Here is a 20,135-nt window from a genome sequence, read left to right on the forward strand (position 1 = left end):
AGAGGTAATTTTTATAGTTTATGGACTAGTTAGTTCAAATTCGAATATGTGATATGATTGAAGCATATGAGTTTTAATAGCCGCATAGGAATGTTCACTAGTGCGGCTTTTTGATATTATTTCAATAACTTATACTGCACTTCCTTAAGGTTGGATCTAGATATGGAATACAGTCCTTGTTCGAGATATTTTATATAGCCTTTTGAGTAACCTTTCCATTTGCTTCCGTACCGCCTGTCTCAATATTAAACGATTTTCCTTTGTTAGTTAAATGACGAATGTTCCACTGTGAGTTCCAGTATGGACCATTAGCATCAGGGAAAAGTGAAATTTTTGTCTCTTCTAGAACATTTATGGGGAACAAGACTCACCGGGTAATTTCAGGCAAATTAATAATGGAAATATCACTGGGGGCTTATCCAAATAGTCGGGTTCCTAGAGATAATGTCATGGTTCCGTCACAGATTCTTCATCGCATCTTTATATCTTATTCATACAATCTAGCTGTATCAAAACAAAGACGATGTAGGAGGAAACAAACGATGAACATGACACATTATATGGGCTTACTAGCCGATAATCAGCCATGGAATCTGATTATTTTTATGGCTATTCCGGTTATATGTGCGGAAACACTTGCTATAACTGAATTAGCCATTTTGTTTACGCGAAACCTAAATGGTACCTTAAGATTGGTGAACAAAATTACATCTATTTTTGCTGGGATTTATTTTACTGGCATTTTCTTCTACTTATTATTTAATGCTGTTATTCCGATAACCTCAAAAGGCGAATGGCATGGCTGGATCGATGTAGTGGCAGTAGGGTTTTACTTATTAGGAGTAGTCCCATTGCTTGGCATGGCACTTTTGGATTTAAATATTCTCTATAAAAATAGATCTGAAGAAGAAAAACTAAAAGTTCACGTGTTCTTCGTGGGTATGTTCCTAATTACCGCCCACATAGCCATGATAGCAGGAATGATTGATCCAACCATCGTTTCTGACATGCCAACGATGGGACATAATATGTAAATAGAATGTGCAAAAAAGTCGTTCGTGTGAACGGCTTTTTTTAATAATTAAAAAAATCTCTAATTGACAATTGTTATCAATCAAAATACAATGATAAATATAAGTGATATTGAAATTCATTATCAATTGATTGACTTCAACAGGGGGAACCTTATGAAAAAAAATCTGTTGTTTATATTATCTATTATTGTATTAATATTTGGACTTGGCATACAAAAACCTGTACTAGCAGTTGGAAGTTCCAAAGAGGAAATGAAGAAAGCTGAAGAATCAATTGATCAAGCCATCGATTTTGCTTCTAAAGGGAACCTTTCGAATGCTCAAAAGTCTTATGAGGAATTTAACAAAACCTGGAGACAAATTGAAGAAGGAATAAAAGCTGACTCAGCTACTGCTTACCGAGATATTGAGTCGAATATGGGAAGGGTAGTTTATGCTTTTACTCTTAAAAAACAAGACCAAGTTTTACAGGCTTTACAAGATTTACAGGCTGTAAATGAAAAAGTTGCAAGTGGTGGATACCCAAAAGAAGGTGGTTTTAAGAAAGAAGAGATTTCTTTAGATGATTTTATCTTCCTTCTTCAAGAAACAAAAAAGGAAGTTAAAGAGCAAAATCAAACTCAAGCACTTGAAGGCATTAAAAAGGCAAGTAGCAGCTGGTTAAGCGTAGAAGGAGTAGTGGTTGCACAATCAGCCTCCGTTTATAGTGATTCTGAAAGAGATTTGGTTACCGTTCAAGCTATGCTTGCAGGAAGTCCGCCAGATTTTAAGGAAGCTAATAAAACTATCGATAACATGGTTAATTACCTGACTCCTTTAGCTGGAAAATCCAAGTACACCTATTGGGATGCAGCAATGATCCTAATTCGTGAAGGTTTAGAAGCTTTACTAGTAGTCATTGCTCTTCTGTCTTTTGTAAAGAAATCAGGAGAAGGTAAGGGAAAAGGTTGGATTTGGACTGGGGTTTTATCGGGTTTAGGCGTTAGTGTAATACTTGCACTCATTGTAAAATTTGTTATTTCATCAGGAGCGTTTGGTAATAATAATGCCCTAATTGGCGGATGGACAGGGGTATTTGCTGCAGTAATGTTATTATATATGAGCTATTGGCTTCATAGTCAATCCAATATCGCCGATTGGAATCGATATATTCGTGAAAAAAGCCAAACAGCTTTGACAACAGGTAAACTTGTTTCGTTAGGGGTTCTTGCGTTTCTTGCAGTGTTTCGGGAAGGGACGGAAACCGTATTGTTTTATATTGGAATGGCCAGTCAAATAAAACTTCAGTCATTATTAATTGGTTTCCTCATTGGAGCAGCCATTCTTGGAATCTTAGCCTATTTGATGATTTATGTAGGATTGAAATTGCCACTGCGCCCATTCTTTACGGTATCTAGCATTATCGTATTTTACCTCTGTATTAAGTTTACAGGAATGGGGATTCACAGTCTTCAATTAGCTGGATTAATTCAGACGACCAATTCCCAAAGCATTCCAAGCATAGACTTTTTTGCGGTCTATCCATCATGGGAAAGTACCATTCCTCAAATAATACTAGTTCTTGGTGCAGTTATGATACTTTTATTCAAAAGATCTAAAAACAAAAAACTTATTGCGGTGAACAATCATAAGATGGAAAGTAGGAAATTATCATGAAAAAGTTAACAGCAATGGTCTTAGCTATCGGTTTTGGAAGTGCATTAGTATTAGGGGGTTGTAGTTCCGCTGATAATAAAGTGTCTGAAGGTGTAAATGAAATGTTAGATACAACGGAACAGTTATCAAAAGCTATTGATAATGAAGACCAAGCAAAGGTAAAGGAAGTTGGCCCAAAACTAGAAGATCAATGGTCTTCCTTTGAAGACGATGTTAAAAAGGATAACAAAGATTTATATGAGAAAATTGAAAAATACTTAGATCCAACAATAGCTGGATCAGATGCAGCAACACTTGATAAAGAAGCATTAGGTACCTTAAACGACCAACTTACAGGTGCGTTGAAAGAATTGGATGAGAAAATTAAATAGATATATAAACATAAAAAAGGAGACTTTCAAAAGTCTCTTTTTTTAGATTAGACTGAGATTATACACCACCATACTTTTTTTCACTAGAAGAAGTATTCTTGGTTTCCCTCTTATGTTTTTCCTCTTGTTTTTCTTCATTTAGGTCTTCCATCGGAATGGGATCTACCGTTCTTTCACTTTCAAATTTATCAAATAAGCTTTCATTGGTTGTTTCATATTGTTCAGGATGATCCATTTTACCAGTTTTGTAACTTTCGCTATTCTTTTTCGTTTCCATCCAATCACTCCTCATTCTTTTGTCTTTTTTTACCCTGTATATGGGGAAATAAACGTACCCTATTGCCTAAGAATTTTAGATTACTAGAATTTGGCGGTGAAGGTAGCACGAGGATAGGGTATATAAGCAAAAAGATGCTAATTAGGAAGTGATTGATATGCGGTTCGAACGTGCTTTATTAATTTATAACGGAAATGCTGGGAAAAAGGATATTAAACAGGCTCTAGGGGGCGCCGTCCCCATATTGTCCTCCCATATTTCAAATTTAATGATTGTACCAACACAAAAAATCGGCCATGCAAAAGAGCTATGTCAGCTTCATGGGGCGGATGTTGATTTGGTGATTATCCTTGGCGGAGACGGTACTGTCCATGAATGTATTAATGGATTGTCCACCCTGGATCATCGTCCTGTCATTGGGATACTTCCTGCCGGTACCTGTAATGATTTTTCAAGGACCTTACTGATTGACCAGGATATTGCTAGCGCTGCGGACCAAATCATTCATGGGGAAAGTATACCTGTGGATGTTCTCAAAGTGGACGAACAATACTCTTTAAACTTTTGGGGCACCGGTCTAATCGCAGAAACTTCCAATCATATTAGACAAACGGAAAAAGACCATTTAGGGAAGATTAGTTATTTTCTCAGTGCAATCAGGACCATGAAAAATATGGATCCCTTTACCTATACATTAGATATAGATGGGGAGAGACTTGAAGGAGAGGCGCTATTGATGATTGCAGCCAATGGGAATTACATAGGAACCAATATGCTGCCATTTAAAGCGATTACGTATAATGATGGACTCGCGGACCTATTTATTATCAAACATACAAATTTGGCGCTGTTGAAAGAACTTTTCACGACAGATATTACGGTTCAATCGAATGAGCTAAGTCAGGAAATCATCCATTACACTGGGAAGTCCATCTCCATTTCTACAGAAAAGGAAATGGACGCCGATATGGATGGCGAAGTGTATACCAAGACACCTAGTCATATTACCGTTCTCAAACATCATGTTCAGATGTTAAAACCGATTTCGTCATAATCGGCAGATTAACCGATTTTAATAAAAAAATTTCAAAATTAACAAGTAAGCTGCATTCCACTTGATGAGGAATGCAGCTTTTGTAAGTTAGATACTTATTTGCAACTTCTAATAGATGAAAGGTAGGTTTCGTTAAATCACATTGATGTATAATGAAATCAGTAAAATTTGTTGGAGGTGTTCGAAATGCTGGAACAAGATTTGACGGGTAAAAGAGCCGTTATTACCGGAGCGAATAGTGGGATTGGCTTAGAGGCTGCTAAGGTTCTCGTTCACAGGGGGGCAGAAGTCATTTTAGCAGTTCGAAGTGAGCAGAAAGGGCAAATGGCCAAAGAAACCATTTTAAAGGAAAATCCAATGGGTTCCGTAGAGGTAATGGACCTTAATTTAGCTGATTTAAGCAGCATAAGAAATTTTGTGCAAAATTTTTGCAGCCGGTTTGAATCCTTAGATTTTTTAATCAATAACGCAGGCATTATGGGTCCGCCATATCAAAAAACGAAAGATGGCTTTGAAATACAATTTGGCACTAACCATTTAGGCCATTTTGCTTTAACAGGTTTATTGCTGCCGGTACTAAAGAAAACACCCCATTCTCGTGTTGTGACACTTAGCAGTATTGCCCACAGAGGAGCTGCAATATTTTTTGATAACTTGGACGGCACCAAAGGCTACAAAGCTATGAAATTCTACGGTCAAAGCAAGTTGGCAAATTTGTTGTTTGCTAAAGAATTGGATAACCGATTAAAGCAATACAAAATTGAGACAAAAAGTATCGCTTGTCACCCAGGCATTTCTTCCACCAACCTTTTTAAACTAGGTAAGAAAGATGCTCCTGGGTATTTAAAAGCATTAATGAAGTTATTTTTACAGCCTGCTGAAATGGGCGCACTTCCAACAATCTATGCTGCAACGGAAACGAGCCTAAATGGCGGGGAATATATAGGTCCAGACGGAAGGGGAAACCGCAAAGGCAACCCAGCGTTAGAAACACCTGCAACAGGTGTATATAATTCGGAAACGATGAAAAAATTATGGGATGTTTCCGAAATGTTAACGGGGGTAAGCTACGATTTTACGGGTTCCTGAGACTAAAACCATAATCATGAGCACTTTTTTCTAACTGTACCAAATGACAACTTGGGTACCGATTAAGATACAGGTTCACAGCTCGTTACTCCACTTGTCCAATCTATTAGAAGAACTAGTTGCGAAAATAAAGTTATAAAGGCAACGCACGAATTACAATAAGCGTTGCCTCACACCGTAAAACAAATTTAAAAACACAAGTGAAGGTTTAAGTATTTTAATTTAGCACAGACTCATAAATTCTTTTTACTTTCTCTTGAAAGAGATCTAGATGGACCATTCGTGCTCCTCTCAAGGATTCTTTTCCATCGACAAACAAGAGGAGAACCGGGACAGTGAAAATTCCAAAGTGTCCGGCTATTTTTGGTACCTCACCTGCATCAATAATCCCAAAATGAATTTGACTAAACTCATTTAAAACTTCCTCAACCTGAGGGAGTAAAGCGTGACAAACGCTTCAACTCTGTTTTAACACATAGATAAAACTAAGCTGGTGATCATTTACGAAATGTTCTACCTCTTTGATTGAATGTAAGTCTTTTATATTTCCCACCCCATTCGTTTCCTTATTACGGTGTTCTAGTTCATCCTCAACTAAAGCACTCGTTGAGAAAATGACAATTACCACCAAGTACAACCTTATGATATTTATTTCATTTTATCTTTAATAGGCACTAGATTATTATGTACCACTCATATGATAAATTAGTTGCACAACGCCTGAAGAATACGTTCTTGAATTAACCAATTTTAAATTCATCCTCTGTTTTATATCCATAAACAACGGTTTTCCTTCTCCCAAGATAACAGGGTGAACAGATAGTCTAAATTCATCAACAAGTCCTAAATTGATAAAAGATGTTATAAGACTTGCCCCGCCATATAACCATATGTCTTTACCAGGCTTACTCTTTAATTTAGTTACTTCTTCAAGAATATGATCATTGATGAAGATTGCTTTATTATTGGCCCCTTTTTTCGTTCTGGAAAATACATATTTTTCTTTACTATGAACTAATTCCCAAATTTCTTTATCAGAGTCTTCATTTTCTGGAGTAAATTGTCCCCATAAATCGTAGCTTTTTCTTCCATAAAAAATGGTATCAATTTGATTTAAAAAATCAATAAACCCCATTTCAGAGTCCATAATGCACCAATCAATTTCCCCGTTTTTTCCCTCAATAAAACCATCTAAGGTAACGGCCAAATCTAATATGATTCTCCTAGGTCTTCCGTTATTGGACATTATTCTGCCTCCCTTTTACCAAACCGACTTCAATGCGAACAGTAGTTTTGGCATTCTTCTTAATTGTACAATACTTGTTATCCAATATAAAAAATGAGATCAATTTTTTTGTCATTATTCATTTCAAGCCTAAAGCCTGATAAAGAAATGCTTAAGAATAAAATCCTATCTTTGCTTCAAACTATAAAGCAATATGATAACTTACATTAATTTGTAACAACGTCTGAACTAAGATGATTTTTCAAAACAGGAGGATCTCATTATGGCTGAATTAGTCAAATGTAAAGCATGTGGTAAGGAAATAGCTAAAGGGGTTAAAAAATGCCCTCATTGTGGTAAAGATCAACGCAACTGGTTTATGAGACACAAGATCATGACGTTTATTGGAGCCATCATTTTATTAGGTATTATTGGGTCTGCTTTATCGGGTGGAAATGATACAGCTAAAGATTCCACTAGTAATCAAGGAGCAAAAGAAACAGTTTATAATGTTGGGCAAGTTGTTAAAGTCGATAACCTGGAAGTAACAGTCACAAAATCCGAAGAAAAGGATGTCATTGGAGACCCAGAGTTTCTCGGTAAAAAAGCCTCAGAAGGTGCGACTCTTGTGGCTGTACAATATAAAATGAAAAATGTATCTGACAAACCTGTTGGAGCGTTTGATTATCCATCCATTAATTTAGTCGATGAAAAAGGCACTAAGTACGATCCGGATGTGGATGCTAGTGCTGCATATGCAACAGAAACTGGAATTGATAATTCAAAGATTATGTCTGACCTAAATCCAGGGATCACTGTAACAGGCACAGATGTATATGAGATATCTAAAGACCAATATGCTAAAGGTAAATGGTATATCCAAATTGGAGATAAAAAAGTTCAAATTAAGTAATTCAAATGATGAAATAATAACTGTTGTGTAATAAGTCTAAAAAGTAAATGACGGAATGGTCCGACACATTTCTTCGTCGAAAATTCAGACGGAAATCAAATCCTTGTAGATTAACATCGATGATAAAGGAACCTGCCTCTAACCATTACATTCTTATGCTATAATGGGAATGGTAATATAAAGATAGAGGTGACCATTCTTGGCATTACATGTTGTATTATATCAACCAGAAATTCCGGCTAATACTGCAAATATTGCACGTACTTGTGCAGGAACTGATACAGCCTTGCATTTAATTCGCCCCCTTGGCTTTTCGACAGATGAAAAAATGATCAAACAAGCAAGGTTGGATTACTGGCAGTTTGTAAACATAACGTATTATGACTCCCTAGATGACTTTTTTTCAAAAAATCAAGGTGAGTTTTATTATATTGAGACGTTTGGCGAAAAAGCACATTCATCCTTTGATTTCAGTGATGAATCAAAGGAACATTATTTTATGTTTGGAAAAGAAACAACAGGTTTACCTAAAGATTTACTGAGAAAAAATAAGGATCACTTTTTGAGAATACCAATGAGTGGTAATATTCGTTCACTGAACCTTTCGAATACAGCTGCTATATTGGTGTATGAGGCTTTGCGCCAGCAAGGATTTCCTAATTTAAAGTAAAAATCTTCCTTCTAGGAAGATTTTTTTATTCGCACACTGCATAACTCTATTTGACAAGCAATCATACGGTTGCTTATATTTGATGAAGATGGGATAAAGGCGCTCGGTCAGAGTGTAAGCTGAGCACCCTATTTTGCAAATATCCAAGCAGTGAAGATCATTTCTCAATAATTAATATGGGGAAATAAGAAATAAAAGGAGAGTTGGAAATGTCTTATATCGTTGATTTTAAAAATGTGTCTACGGTTGGTTTAGAGTCTTCACCAGTAGCAAACGCACTTGCCGGTTTACGTGCCAATGAAGCCCGCTATTTTATGAATAAATACAAGCATGAATTTACGGTTGTCCCAGCTAGCGAATCCGGCGAGACCCTTGATTATGTGAACCGAATTTTGAAAGAAGAACGTAATATTGAGTTTGCGGCCAAACCATTGGAAACGTCGCGTTTTCAAGTGGAAAATATCGATTGGACTTACGTCTTTTATGAAGATGGTCTTTCGGTCAACGTCCTGTATACGGTTGATGGCCCTAAGCCAAAGCGGGCTGTTGGTTTTAAGCTTTCTGAGGGGATGGAGGTACCAAAGGAGTTAGAAGGGAAGTTTAAGTTTGCTAGGCAGAAGTCTAAACTAGCTGGCACCATTAGGGGTTCATATTTTGTCATTAAAGGTGAATATTAAAGCAAAATCATCTTCCATCTTGGAAGATTTTTTTAATTTTCGCCCTTCACGCTATTTTTAATAATGAAAGTTCACACTATAAACAGGTATTTTTCTTTGAGTATCGAAGTTATTAATATATAAGTATTAGAAAATGAATGTTGGAAATAAGAAGATATTTGAGGTGTTATATGAAGATTTTATCCTTTTTGGTAATTTTCGTAATCGCTATGGCTATTATTGCTACATTACTAGTTGCGGGAAAAGGGGACGAAAACTATAGTGGTTCGGCAAAAAGAAACACTACTAATTTAACTTTAATTTATGCCATCTTTATTCCTGCAGCTTTGATTGCACTGGGAGTTTTTATTGTATTTTTTAACTAATATCCCCAAAAAACCTATCGCCTAGTAAGATAGGTTTTTTTGAAACTTAACAGCTATGAATCTCAATATCCATAATGTATAAAAATTAATCATATAAATCTACTAGAGGTGTTTTAAATATGACGAAAACGAATCAAAGTGTGAGAGTTGCTGTTATTCAAGCGGCTCCCGTACTAATGGACCTTCATGCAACCCTGGAGAAATCGGTAAGATTAATAAGAGAAGCTGGTGAAAGAGGAGCCAATATTGTTGTTTTTCCAGAGGCCTTTATCCCTGCCTATCCGAGAGGCTTATCATTTGGAACGGTTATTGGTAGCCGTACGGAAGACGGAAGGAAAGATTGGTATCGATATTGGGAGAACTCGATTCCTGTACCTGGTGAGGCAACAAACATACTTGGGGAAGCCGCACGGGAGGCTGGCGTTTACCTTATTATGGGGGTAATTGAACGCGATAATGAAAATAGCGGGGGCACTCTCTATTGTTCAGTCATTTTCATCGGTCCCAATGGATCGCTTTTAGGAAAACATCGTAAATTAAAACCAACTGCAGCGGAACGAATCGTTTGGGGTGAGGGCGATGGAAGTACACTCCCTGTATTTGAAACCCCGTATGGAAAGATTGGTGCATTGATTTGTTGGGAAAATTATATGCCATTAGCGAGGGCTGCCATGTATGCCCAGGGCGTTCAGCTTTTTATTACTCCAACTGCCGATGCTAGGGAGTCCTGGCAGTCAACCATCCGCCATATTGCAATGGAAGGAAGATGCTTTGTCCTGTCCTGCAATCAATATGTTACGAAAGATATGTATCCTGAAGATTTAGCTTGTTATGATGATTTAAAGTCTGCTCCCGAAGTGATGTGTAATGGAGGAAGTGCAATTGTTGGACCTTTGGGTGAATACATATCTGAACCTGTTTGGGGAAAAGAAGAGATCATAATGGCTGACCTTGATCTGAAACAAATTGCTTACAGCCACTTTGACTTTGATCCAGTTGGTCATTATTCAAGACCGGATGTTTTTAAATTGGTAGTCAACAAAGAAAAACAAGAGAGTACCATTTGGCAGAAATAACACATATTCAAAACACCCCTCTTACAAACTAAAAGAACTAAAAAACAAAGAATGAAAGAAAGCAAAGATATTTCAATTCTAGCTTAATTTAAAGTTGAGGGGAACTAAACCTTGTGATTAAGAAAATCTGAAAATTGCAAAAGAGGATGTTTTATTCTAAATACAATTTTTTTCAATGTCTGTAAGCTTAAGAGAGTTTAATATCTTAAGGAGGAACAGATATGAAAAGAGTGATAGGAATCTTTATGACCATTCTTCTTTTAGCTGCGATGTTCAGCCCGCCGAACGCCAGTCATGCAGCCGATCCAACGATGGATGGCCATGGTTTATTGGGTGAATTTTTTAAGGTGGAGCGGAATCCAGATAATCGGGAAGATATCAACGTATTTAATTTCAATGACTTTCGAGGAGAAAGAGATATTGGAAATTTAAATGGTGATTCTTTTACAAGCATTTTTAACGAATTTTCAGGTACGCCGGATTATAATACGGCCCGTTTTACGGGAACCATCGTACCGAAATATAGCGAAGACTATACCTTCCACATGATTGGGGATGACGGTTTTAGACTTTGGATTAATGATAAGCTAATCATTGATTTTTGGCAGCAAAAATGGGAAATCGAACAGGTGAGTGCGCCAATTTCTTTAGAAGCTGGAAAACATTACGATATTAAAGTGGAATATTTACAAGGCTGGGGCGGTTCTTGGCTCCGAATGGACTGGGAAAGTGCAAGCCAGAAAAGAGAAACGGTGCCGGAATCAGCACTGTACTTGCCTATTGATCGTTTGATTACCGCTAAAAAAGAAGACTTATCAGCAGAGATCCAAAAGGCAGATTATTTAACTGGGAACTTTGCTGACAAAGTACCAAAAAATGCGATGGATGTTATAAATGAAGCAAAATTAAAAGCTGAGGAATTGCTTCAAACGATGGATGATCAGGAGTCAAACACTAGGGAGAATGCAGAGGTACTAATAAACGAGGCGGAAACCTTATCCATTGCTCGCTCCAATTTTATGAAGGAAATGGGAGTCACAAGCTCTTCTGCCTTTGAAAAATTTAACAATCCTTTATATCAAGGTCAAGACCCATTTGTAACATACAAGGACGGATTCTATTACTTTGTGTCCTCGAGTAACTTAGACTCCAATAATAAAGTTTATGTCTCCAAATCTCGTACACTGACCGATCAGGGTGAAAAGGTAATGGTATTTGATTCGAAAGGAACACAAACGCGTATTTTTGCTCCGGAAATCTTCTTCTTTGATGGTAAGTGGTACATTTATTACTGTGCTGATTTGAAGGAGTATGGCTACCGGCATATGGCAACGGTTTTGGAATCCGTTACCGATGATCCACTTGGTGAATATGTGGATAAGGGTGCCCTTTATACAGGAGAAAAAGGGGAGTATAAACAAGCTAACGATTTTACAGTCTTTGAGTATAACGGACAATTATACGCTGTTTGGGGAACATTAGGCTCTGGAGAACCTGAGGGGCCTGCCATTGCACCAATGGCTAATCCTTATACTATTAAAGCAGATCGTTCGTTTTTGCCAGGCGGAGGCGGGGAAGGTCCCCGAGTATTACAACGAGATGGAAAGGTTTTTATCACTGTATCAGAAGGTGACTACCAATCCAATGGCTATCGTTTATCCTATTTTATGAATTCAGATGGTGATATTTTAAACAAAGATTCATGGAGCCGGACAGAGGATGTATTTGTGGCTACTAACGATGTATCTGGGCCTGCCAGAGCAGGTTTTGTGAAATCGGCTGATGGTAAGGAAGACTGGATGATCTATCATTCACGCGTCTACAAAGATACAGGACGTAACTGGTGGCGGCAAGTAAATATTAAGAAATTTGGCTGGAATGAAGATGGAACCCCTAATTTTGGTAAGCCTGTTTCACCTTATGAATGGCAGAAACTGCCTTCAGGAGATTTAGGGCAGGGAGAGATGTATCAAGCAGAGGGTGCAATTCACTATGGTGACACTACAAAAGGCAATACGAATGCCAACTATCAAGGAGAGGGTTATATTAACCTGCCAAAAACATCCGGTGCAGAAGCTAGTTTTGTTGTGAATGCAGAAGAAGCAGGTGATTATATCGTTGGGATGAGATACGCATACGGGGAAGCGGTTAATGGTGAATCCACTCATAATCCGACCACTCAATTGCCTGCAAGAGCAAAGGTCAATGTATATGTAAATGGAATTTTTGTAAAGACCATTACGCCAGATAAAACCGCTATTAGCTGGGAAGAATGGTTTACAGCTTCCGAACGTTTGAACCTGCAAAAAGGGAAAAATGTAATCAGTTACCGTATTGATAAAGGCTCCATAGGTAATGTGAATATGGACTATATCACGATGTACAAAGCAGATCGGCCAAATCCTGCACTTCCATCTGTCAAGGCGGTCGATATAACTCTTGATGCAAAAACAATCGTCTATTTAGGTGAAACAAAGCAGCTCACTGTAGACGTAAAACCCGTGAATTTCACAAATTCAATCATTTGGAAATCAGATAATACCGATGTAGCCATTGTGAATTCAAAAGGTGTTGTAACAGGTAAAAGCGAAGGAACTGCCACCATCACCGCAGTCATAGACGGCCTGAAAGTGTCTTCAAAAGTAACGGTTCAAACAAAACAAAGTTTAGCTTCCATTACCCTGAAGGCTGAGCATTTAACACTGCATCGAAATGAGCAATCCAGCCTGCAGATCAGCGGAACATACGGTAATGGAAATGCAGCTGATTTAAGTCAAGCCGACATAGAGTATGTTAGCAGTAACAGCAATGTGATCACTGTAGCTGATGGAGTAATGACAGCCCGTGATCCAGGTACGGCAGCTGTTTATGTTAAGGTCACTTTAAACGGTTTAACCGTCACTTCAAATACGATTACAGTAGAAGTGACAACGAGCATGGAAACCATTGAACAACTGCTTCGAGGTTATGAAAAAAGCGGTGCGATCCAGCACCCGCTTGCAAGTCAATTAAGCAATCATTTAGAACAAGCCAAGCATCAGCGCGATATAGGTCATGACAAGCAAGCGGTTAAGAAATTGATCGATTTCCGCGAACATTTAAATAACAAGGCGATGGATAAATATATTACAAGTGAAGTGAAGGAAATGCTAAATACTGATGTCGTTGCTTTACTAGAATCTTTGGAATAAAGGTGGATCGGCGGCATCAGCCAGGTAATTTTTCGAAAGAGTGTACCAGAAGTGTTTCTTTTGGTACACTCTTTCATTTTGCATGGATGTAGGTCGATGTGCAGAAAACGAAAACTGAAAATTGCAAATAATTATGTTTTATTATAAATACATTTTTTTCTTTTCTTTGTATTCTTAAGAAGACAAAACTAGTTGGGGGGAAAAGAAATTGTTGAAGTCAAAAAGATATCTTATGTACTTATTATCCTCCATCATGCTGATTCTATTACTTGCTGCATGTAACAGTGAATCATCAAGCACAGGTAATAATAGTAAAGGTGATGGAAAGAAAGACGAAAAAATTGTGGTTGGATTCTCGCAAATAGGAGCGGAGAGCGGCTGGAGAACAGCAGAAACAGAATCTATCAAAGATACGCTAGGGAATGATCCAAGATTTGAATTGAAATTCTCTGACGCACAGCAAAAACAAGAAAATCAAATAAAAGCACTTAGAAGTTTCATCGCTCAAAAAGTAGATCTTATTGCATTAGCACCTGTGGTCGAATCAGGCTGGGAAACAGTACTAAAGGAAGCTAAGGATGCCAAGATCCCTGTTATATTATTAGACCGCGGTATCGATGTAAAAGATGAATCATTATATACAAGCTTTATTGGTTCTGATTTTATCCTTGAAGGTGAAAATGCTGCCAAAGAATTAATTAATCTCATGGGTAAAGATTCAAAAGTAAATATCGTAGAACTCCAGGGAACGGTTGGAGCTAGTGCAGCAAATGATCGTATGGAAGGGTTTGCAAACGTCATTAAGGAAAACCCAAACTACAAGATTCTTAAATCTCAAAGCGGCGATTTTACTCGTGCAAAAGGCAAAGAAGTAATGGAAGCATTTTTGAAATCAGATGGAGAGAACATCAATGCAGTTTATGCCCATAATGACGACATGGCGTTAGGTGCGATTCAAGCCATCGAGGAATACGGATTAAAACCAGGAGAAGATATTAAAGTAGTTTCAGTTGATGGAATTAAAGCTATTTTTGAAGCAGTTGCTGCAGGAAAATCAAATATTATTGTGGAATGTAATCCATTACTTGGACCGCAGCTCGCACAAGCAGCACAGGATTTACAAGATGGAAAAGAAATTGAAAGATGGATTAAGACAGAGGAAACAGTTTTCGTTGGAAAAGACGCCGCAGAAAAAGCGTTACCATCACGGAAGTATTAATAGAATGGGGAAAGTCGAAATTGTGCACCCACAATTTCGATTTTTTTATTTAATAGATTTTAAAATATTAAAAATATTTTAAATTTATTTAAACTTTGTTAATATTATTAATAAATGAATGGAAAAGAGGTAGAGACATATTGTATTAAAACTCCTATCCAATTTAAAAAGTGTGAGTATTCGATTTAAACTTTTGTTCTACTTTATCGTCATTATTATCTTATGTGTTTCAACCTTAAGTATTTTAGGCGGCAATATTTATAGACAATCGATGGAAGATGAAGCCAATTCATATACAGACCAGATGCTTAAGCAAGTATGGAAATCGATAGAAAATACAATTCAAGAAAATGATAATATTATGTATTATTTAGCAAATAAAGAATCTGTACAACAATTTATGGAACATCCCACCACCACGGAAACTAATATTACGGATGTGAAAGAACAAATTGCGATTTATCAGAAGCGGCATCCTGAAATAGCTGGCACTATATTAGTTAGTCAAAACGACCAATTTATAAGTAATGAATTAATACGTGTTTCTAGAGATCCACTTATACAAGAGTCATGGTACATAAAGGCTGTAAAATCACCTGGAAAAATTCACTTAATTAGTAACCCGATTGGCAGGAACCTTAAAAACCAAAATAACTATCAAGTTAATAATGTGTTATCACTTGTGAAAGCTGTCGAAGATCCACTAACCAATGAAGTGGTTGGGGTAATCTTAATTGATTTAAAGTTAGACTTCATTAAAAACGTCATTGAATCCATCAAGATTGGAAAAAGTGGGTTTATTTTTATTACAGACAAAGATGGGAACGTTGTCTATTCTCCTGTCAACTCTACGGTATATCGGATTCATCCCTCTTGGATTGCACAAAAAAAGTCAGCGCCAATAGAAAAAGAGATTGATCATCATAAATTCCAAATTATATATAATTCGATACCTAATATAGATTGGAAGATTGTGGGTGTGTTTTCATTGGACGAAACAACGGAGGTTGTCTCAAAGGTTCAAGGCTACACATTCATCATTGCCATAGTGACATTGATTATTGGTTCCATCGTATCATTATTTTTTGCGAGTACCATCACAAAACCTGTAAAAAAACTCATGAATTTAATGGAGAAAGTGGAGGAAGGCCGGTTCGACCTGAGATTTGAGGCAAAATATAAAGATGAAATAGGTCAGTTGGGCAACAGTTACAATAAGATGATCCAGCAGGTTGAAAAGCTGATTGATTTGGTCTATCAGGAACAAAAAAGCAAAAGAGAAGCAGAGCTTAAAATATTGCAAGCTCAAATCAAACCGCACTTTTTGTACAATACACTTGATACCATTCAATGGATGGCACAGGAATACAAAGCTAATAAAATCGTAGAAATGGTGAATGCACTGACAACTTTATTCCGAATTGGCTTGAATAAAGGAAACGAATTTATCACAGTAGAAGAAGAAATTGAACATGTGAAAAGCTATCTAATTATTCAGATGACCCGCTATGAATCGAAAATTGATTATGAAATCCTAGTAGATGACAAACTGAAACATTATCAAATTCTGAAACTAACATTACAGCCGCTTGTAGAAAACGCTATTTACCATGGTATTCGGAATAAACGGGGAAAAGGGAAAATCACGATAAGGATTTGGCAGGAAGATGAAAATAAGCTTTTCTTATCTGTTAAAGATACAGGGATTGGGATTGACAATGAAAAACTAGTTCAATTGAATCATTCGTTAGCAACCATGAAAGATGAACAAAGAAAAGGCTATGGTTTATATAATGTGAATGAACGGATTAAGTTGACGCATGGACCACATTTTGGCATTCAGGTTGAAAGTGAATATCAAGTAGGAACAGAAATTATTGTGTTACTTCCAGTAATAAGAATATAAGGTGTTTCCAATTTTGTTGAGGGGGGTTCATCTTGTGGAAATTATTGATTGCCGAAGATGAGACAACAATAAGAAAAGGGCTTAGGTACGCAGCGAACTGGGAAGATTACTCTATTACGGTAGTAGGTGAGGCGGAAGATGGAGAAGTCGCATTAGAATTGGCAATTGAACATCAGCCGCATATTTTATTTGTGGATATTAATATGCCATTTTTAAATGGACTGGAATTGATGAAAGAGTTAAGAGAACATCTTCCCGAAGCGATATTTATTGTGATTAGCGGATACGATGAATTTAGCTATGCACAGCAAGCTATTAAAATGGATGCGTTCGATTATTTATTAAAGCCAGTAAATAAAGAAGAATTGGTAAAGACAGTACAAAATGCAACCAAGATGCTAGAGAAGACTAATAGAAGTAAACAGCTAGATTTACAGTTAGAAGATAATAAACTTATTTTAAAGGAAAAATTCCTGCAAGAATGGGCAGCAGGTAAGGTTCCAGTTGAAGAAGTGGAAAAACGCAGCCTGCTATTAAATATCCAATTAGACAATCAAGTAGGAATCAGCCTATTTAAAATTGTTAGAGAAATCGATGAAAGCGGCTCCCAGGAGCCATGGAGTGACGCCCTTATGACCTTTTCCTTGAAAAATATTATTCGGGATTATTTGAAAGCGCATCCATCCTCGGAGTTATTCGAAGATTCTTTGGGGAATATGGTCATTCTTCTGCCAAATATTGAAATGGAAGAACTCATTCGTGTGAACAGGGAGATTAAGGATTACACGGAAAAATTTTTAGGTAAAGTGATTATCTGTATCGAAAGAAAGATAACCCATTATTTAGAATTCGATTCTGTTTACAGGGTTTTAAGAGAAGAGATTTCTTCTTATATTAGTTTATCGCCAATGGTGATCCTTGCGAAGGACTATATTGATCATCATTATTTCGAGCATAGTCTCTCTTTGAATGAGGTGGCTGAGAAGGTTCAGGTAAGTCCAACTTATTTAAGCAAGAGAATTAAGATAGAACTTGGAGTTTCATTTATTAACTATCTAACAAAAGTGCGAATTAATAAAGCATTGATGCTAATGAAAGACCCCTATTTAAAGATCTATGAAATTGCGGATATGATTGGATATAGTACCCAGCATTATTTTTGTAACACTTTTAAAAAAGTAACAGGTATTTCTCCAACGGTATATAGAAGCGGTGCAAAAAGTTATGAATAAGAAAATTGTCTACGGAACCTTATTTATTGGGACTAGTGTGTGCATTGCCCTCCTCTATATGTTCAGTCAGACAAGCTTAATTGGAAGCGCATCTGACCACGATAAAGAAGTGGAGTATGTGATTGGTGTATCACAGCCCAATTTACATGAACCATGGCAGGTGCTCATGAATGAAGAATTAAAAAGTGAAGTGGCTAAACATGATAATATCCGGGTGATTTATACCGATGCTGCTCAAAGTACAAAACAACAAATTAAAGATATTCAAACGTTAAAATCATTTGGGATTGATTTATTAATTGTTTCTATTGATAATTCCTCCGAATTAACACCCGTTATTTCAGAAATGTACAAAGAAATTCCTGTCATTGTTCTTGGAAGAGGTGTCACAGGATACGATTATTCGCTCTACATAGGATCGGATTATTACTTTATTGGAGAAATGGCAGCAGAAGCGGCAATGAATCTTCTGGGTAATAAGGGTGGTGACATTGTTGAAATCCAAGGGCTAACCAATGCCTTGCAGGCAGAAGAGAGAAGTAAAGGCTTTCAAGAGTCTCTTCTTAAAAATCCTATGTATAAAATTCGAGATGTCCTAGTAGCTAACTGGCAAAGAGATTTTGCCGAAGATAAATTAAAGGTAGTACTGCAGAGTCGAAAAGACCCGCCTGACTTGGTATACGCCCATAATGATGCAATGGCTCTCGGAGCATATCGGGCGATCCAATCATTAGGACTTCATGACATTACCATCATAGGAAGTGATGGGGTTAATAAGCCAAATGGCGGATTACAATTAGTGAAAGAGAAAAAAATTAAAACGACCTTCATAACCCCGACCGGCGGCAGGGAAGCAATCCAATATGCCATGGAGATCCTCGGAAAAAAAGGAGTGATACCTAAAAAAATCATCTTAAGAAATCATGAAGTCAATGAAAAAAATATTATGGACTATCTCTATAAAAAGGCGGCAGGAACAAAGTCCACAAAAGAGAAAAATAGTAAACTAACGCTTGGATTTGCCCAAGTAGGGAATGAAAGTGAATTTCGTTCTGCCAATACTCAATCCATTATAAAAGCAGCAAAGGATGCAGGTGTTGAACTTATTCTGAAAAATGCAGAAAATAATCAAGAAAAGCAAATAGAGATCATTAGGGAGTTTATAAAGCAGAAAGTAGATGTCATTGCTTTTTCCCCGAAAGTAGAGCATGGCTGGGAAGAGGTTCTGAAAGAAGCAAAGGACGCTGGAATTCCTGTTATTCTTTCAGATCGAGAAATTAATGTAAAAGATTCATCATTATGGACATCCTTTATTGGTTCTGATTTTGTGGAGGAGGGCAGAAGGGCTGCAAGGTGGTTAGTGAATGAAGAAACAGCAGACAAGGTTATGCAGATTATCGAACTAGAGGGAACGAAGAATTCTGCACCCGCTGAAGGGAGAAAACAAGGTTTTGAAGAAGTGCTTGCTGAAAATACAAACTATACCATCCTTGAAACACTGCCAGGGGATTTTACCATGGAAAAAGGGAAAAAAATGATGAAGACCGCTCTTGAAAAATGGGGCAAAGAAATTGATGTGGTTTATGCCCATAATGACGACATGGCCATTGGGGCAATTGAAGCAATTGAAGAATTTGGTTTGCAGCCTGGTGTAGATATTAAAATCATTTCCATCGATGCTACTAAAAAAGCGTTTAGTGCATTAAGCACAGGTAAACTAAATTTCTCAGTTGAATGTAGTCCTCTATTAGGACCGCAGATAATGAAATCGGCAAAAGACTTAGTGCTTGGAAAAGAAATCCCCATGAAAATCATTACATCAGAACGAACGTTTACTCAAGAAGAAGCAAGGAAAGAAATAAAGAAAAGAAACTATTAGGGGAATAAAAGTCAAGTATTGCGAAATACTTGGCTTTTTTTGTTCGAAGATAGGATCGCATAAAATTTATTAACTTTGTGAATTGGCCAGCTCCAGCGCCCTAGCGCCTAGTCACCCTCCGCTTTCCTTACATTTAACTGAAAATTATAAAAAAAAACTCTTTATTTTAAATACATATATATTTAGCATCTTTATACTAAATCTATGCTTATGTTGACTAGGAGTTATGAGAAGAAATTGAGATAAAGCAGGTGTTGGGTATGAGTTCTGAAATATTATTAAGGGCGGAAGGGATTTCTAA

18 protein-coding genes and 1 pseudogene are annotated in these 20,135 nt (G+C 37.0%); 15 read left to right on the forward strand and 4 right to left on the reverse strand.

Annotated features, from left to right (window positions below; genetic code table 11):
* The first annotated feature begins 542 nt into the window (after positions 1-542).
* The 3 genes from AC4E8C_RS09165 to AC4E8C_RS09175 all read left to right on the forward strand — a co-directional run bounded on the left by AC4E8C_RS09165 (position 543) and on the right by AC4E8C_RS09175 (position 3,061).
* On the forward strand, positions 543-1,034 hold the full coding sequence (locus AC4E8C_RS09165) for a DUF6803 family protein (RefSeq protein ID WP_490211799.1): 492 nt from the start codon (positions 543-545) through the stop codon (positions 1,032-1,034).
* 153 nt (positions 1,035-1,187) lie between these two features.
* Positions 1,188-2,690, forward strand: a complete 1,503-nt coding sequence (locus AC4E8C_RS09170) for an FTR1 family iron permease (protein ID WP_490211800.1) — start codon at positions 1,188-1,190, stop codon at positions 2,688-2,690.
* Positions 2,687-3,061, forward strand: coding sequence for a hypothetical protein (locus tag AC4E8C_RS09175; RefSeq protein WP_490211801.1), 375 nt, complete (start codon positions 2,687-2,689; stop codon positions 3,059-3,061). Before AC4E8C_RS09170 ends, AC4E8C_RS09175 begins: the two co-directional genes overlap by 4 nt.
* Positions 3,062-3,119: 58 nt before the next feature.
* Here the strand turns inward: AC4E8C_RS09175 and AC4E8C_RS09180 are convergent, their stop codons facing one another.
* Positions 3,120-3,338, reverse strand: a complete 219-nt coding sequence (locus AC4E8C_RS09180; RefSeq protein ID WP_490211802.1) for a hypothetical protein — start codon at positions 3,336-3,338, stop codon at positions 3,120-3,122.
* Positions 3,339-3,495: 157 nt separating this feature from the next.
* Between AC4E8C_RS09180 and AC4E8C_RS09185 the strand changes: the two genes are divergently transcribed.
* Together AC4E8C_RS09185 and AC4E8C_RS09190 are read left to right on the forward strand one after the other, a co-directional pair.
* Positions 3,496-4,392, forward strand: coding sequence for a diacylglycerol/lipid kinase family protein (locus tag AC4E8C_RS09185; RefSeq protein ID WP_490211803.1), 897 nt, complete (start codon positions 3,496-3,498; stop codon positions 4,390-4,392).
* A gap of 186 nt (positions 4,393-4,578) precedes the next feature.
* A complete protein-coding gene (locus AC4E8C_RS09190) occupies positions 4,579-5,481 on the forward strand; it encodes an oxidoreductase (protein ID WP_490211804.1) in 903 nt (300 codons plus the stop codon).
* 217 nt (positions 5,482-5,698) lie between these two features.
* On the opposite strand, the pseudogene AC4E8C_RS09195 reads toward AC4E8C_RS09190, so the two are convergent.
* From AC4E8C_RS09195 to AC4E8C_RS09205, 3 genes and pseudogenes are all read right to left on the reverse strand, one after another.
* Positions 5,699-5,920: pseudogene (locus AC4E8C_RS09195) on the reverse strand (thioredoxin family protein); the annotation flags it as partial.
* A gap of 18 nt (positions 5,921-5,938) precedes the next feature.
* Positions 5,939-6,109, reverse strand: coding sequence for a hypothetical protein (locus AC4E8C_RS09200; protein ID WP_490211805.1), 171 nt, complete (start codon positions 6,107-6,109; stop codon positions 5,939-5,941).
* Positions 6,110-6,163: 54 nt separating this feature from the next.
* A complete protein-coding gene (locus AC4E8C_RS09205; RefSeq protein ID WP_490211806.1) occupies positions 6,164-6,727 on the reverse strand; it encodes a dihydrofolate reductase family protein in 564 nt (187 codons plus the stop codon).
* 259 nt (positions 6,728-6,986) lie between these two features.
* Between AC4E8C_RS09205 and AC4E8C_RS09210 the strand changes: the two genes are divergently transcribed.
* The 10 genes from AC4E8C_RS09210 (at position 6,987) to AC4E8C_RS09255 (ending at position 19,834) form a co-directional block, all read left to right on the forward strand.
* Positions 6,987-7,619, forward strand: coding sequence for a DUF4352 domain-containing protein (locus AC4E8C_RS09210; RefSeq protein ID WP_490212513.1), 633 nt, complete (start codon positions 6,987-6,989; stop codon positions 7,617-7,619).
* 199 nt (positions 7,620-7,818) lie between these two features.
* Positions 7,819-8,289, forward strand: coding sequence for a tRNA (uridine(34)/cytosine(34)/5-carboxymethylaminomethyluridine(34)-2'-O)-methyltransferase TrmL (gene trmL, locus AC4E8C_RS09215; protein ID WP_490211807.1), 471 nt, complete (start codon positions 7,819-7,821; stop codon positions 8,287-8,289).
* A 209-nt stretch (positions 8,290-8,498) separates the two neighbouring features.
* Positions 8,499-8,966, forward strand: coding sequence for a DUF8821 family protein (locus tag AC4E8C_RS09220; RefSeq protein WP_490211808.1), 468 nt, complete (start codon positions 8,499-8,501; stop codon positions 8,964-8,966).
* 170 nt (positions 8,967-9,136) lie between these two features.
* The gene (locus tag AC4E8C_RS09225; protein ID WP_490211809.1) at positions 9,137-9,331 is read left to right on the forward strand and encodes a hypothetical protein; all 195 of its coding nucleotides are present in this window, start codon (positions 9,137-9,139) and stop codon (positions 9,329-9,331) included.
* Between the two features lie 119 nt (positions 9,332-9,450).
* A complete protein-coding gene (locus AC4E8C_RS09230) occupies positions 9,451-10,407 on the forward strand; it encodes a carbon-nitrogen hydrolase family protein (RefSeq protein ID WP_490211810.1) in 957 nt (318 codons plus the stop codon).
* Between the two features lie 221 nt (positions 10,408-10,628).
* Positions 10,629-13,598 (forward strand): family 43 glycosylhydrolase, encoded by a 2,970-nt coding sequence (locus tag AC4E8C_RS09235; RefSeq protein WP_490211811.1) that lies wholly within the window; start codon positions 10,629-10,631, stop codon positions 13,596-13,598.
* A gap of 208 nt (positions 13,599-13,806) precedes the next feature.
* Positions 13,807-14,817: an ABC transporter substrate-binding protein gene (locus AC4E8C_RS09240; protein WP_490211812.1), complete on the forward strand. Its 1,011-nt coding sequence runs from the start codon at positions 13,807-13,809 to the stop codon at positions 14,815-14,817.
* Positions 14,818-14,989: 172 nt separating this feature from the next.
* The gene (locus tag AC4E8C_RS09245; RefSeq protein ID WP_490211813.1) at positions 14,990-16,723 is read left to right on the forward strand and encodes a cache domain-containing sensor histidine kinase; all 1,734 of its coding nucleotides are present in this window, start codon (positions 14,990-14,992) and stop codon (positions 16,721-16,723) included.
* 32 nt (positions 16,724-16,755) lie between these two features.
* Positions 16,756-17,955, forward strand: a complete 1,200-nt coding sequence (locus tag AC4E8C_RS09250) for a response regulator transcription factor (protein ID WP_490211814.1) — start codon at positions 16,756-16,758, stop codon at positions 17,953-17,955.
* A complete protein-coding gene (locus AC4E8C_RS09255; RefSeq protein ID WP_490211815.1) occupies positions 17,948-19,834 on the forward strand; it encodes a substrate-binding domain-containing protein in 1,887 nt (628 codons plus the stop codon). Before AC4E8C_RS09250 ends, AC4E8C_RS09255 begins: the two co-directional genes overlap by 8 nt.
* The last annotated feature ends 301 nt before the right edge of the window (positions 19,835-20,135 follow it).

It is taken from the genome of Neobacillus sp. SRL179, assembly GCF_984799095.1.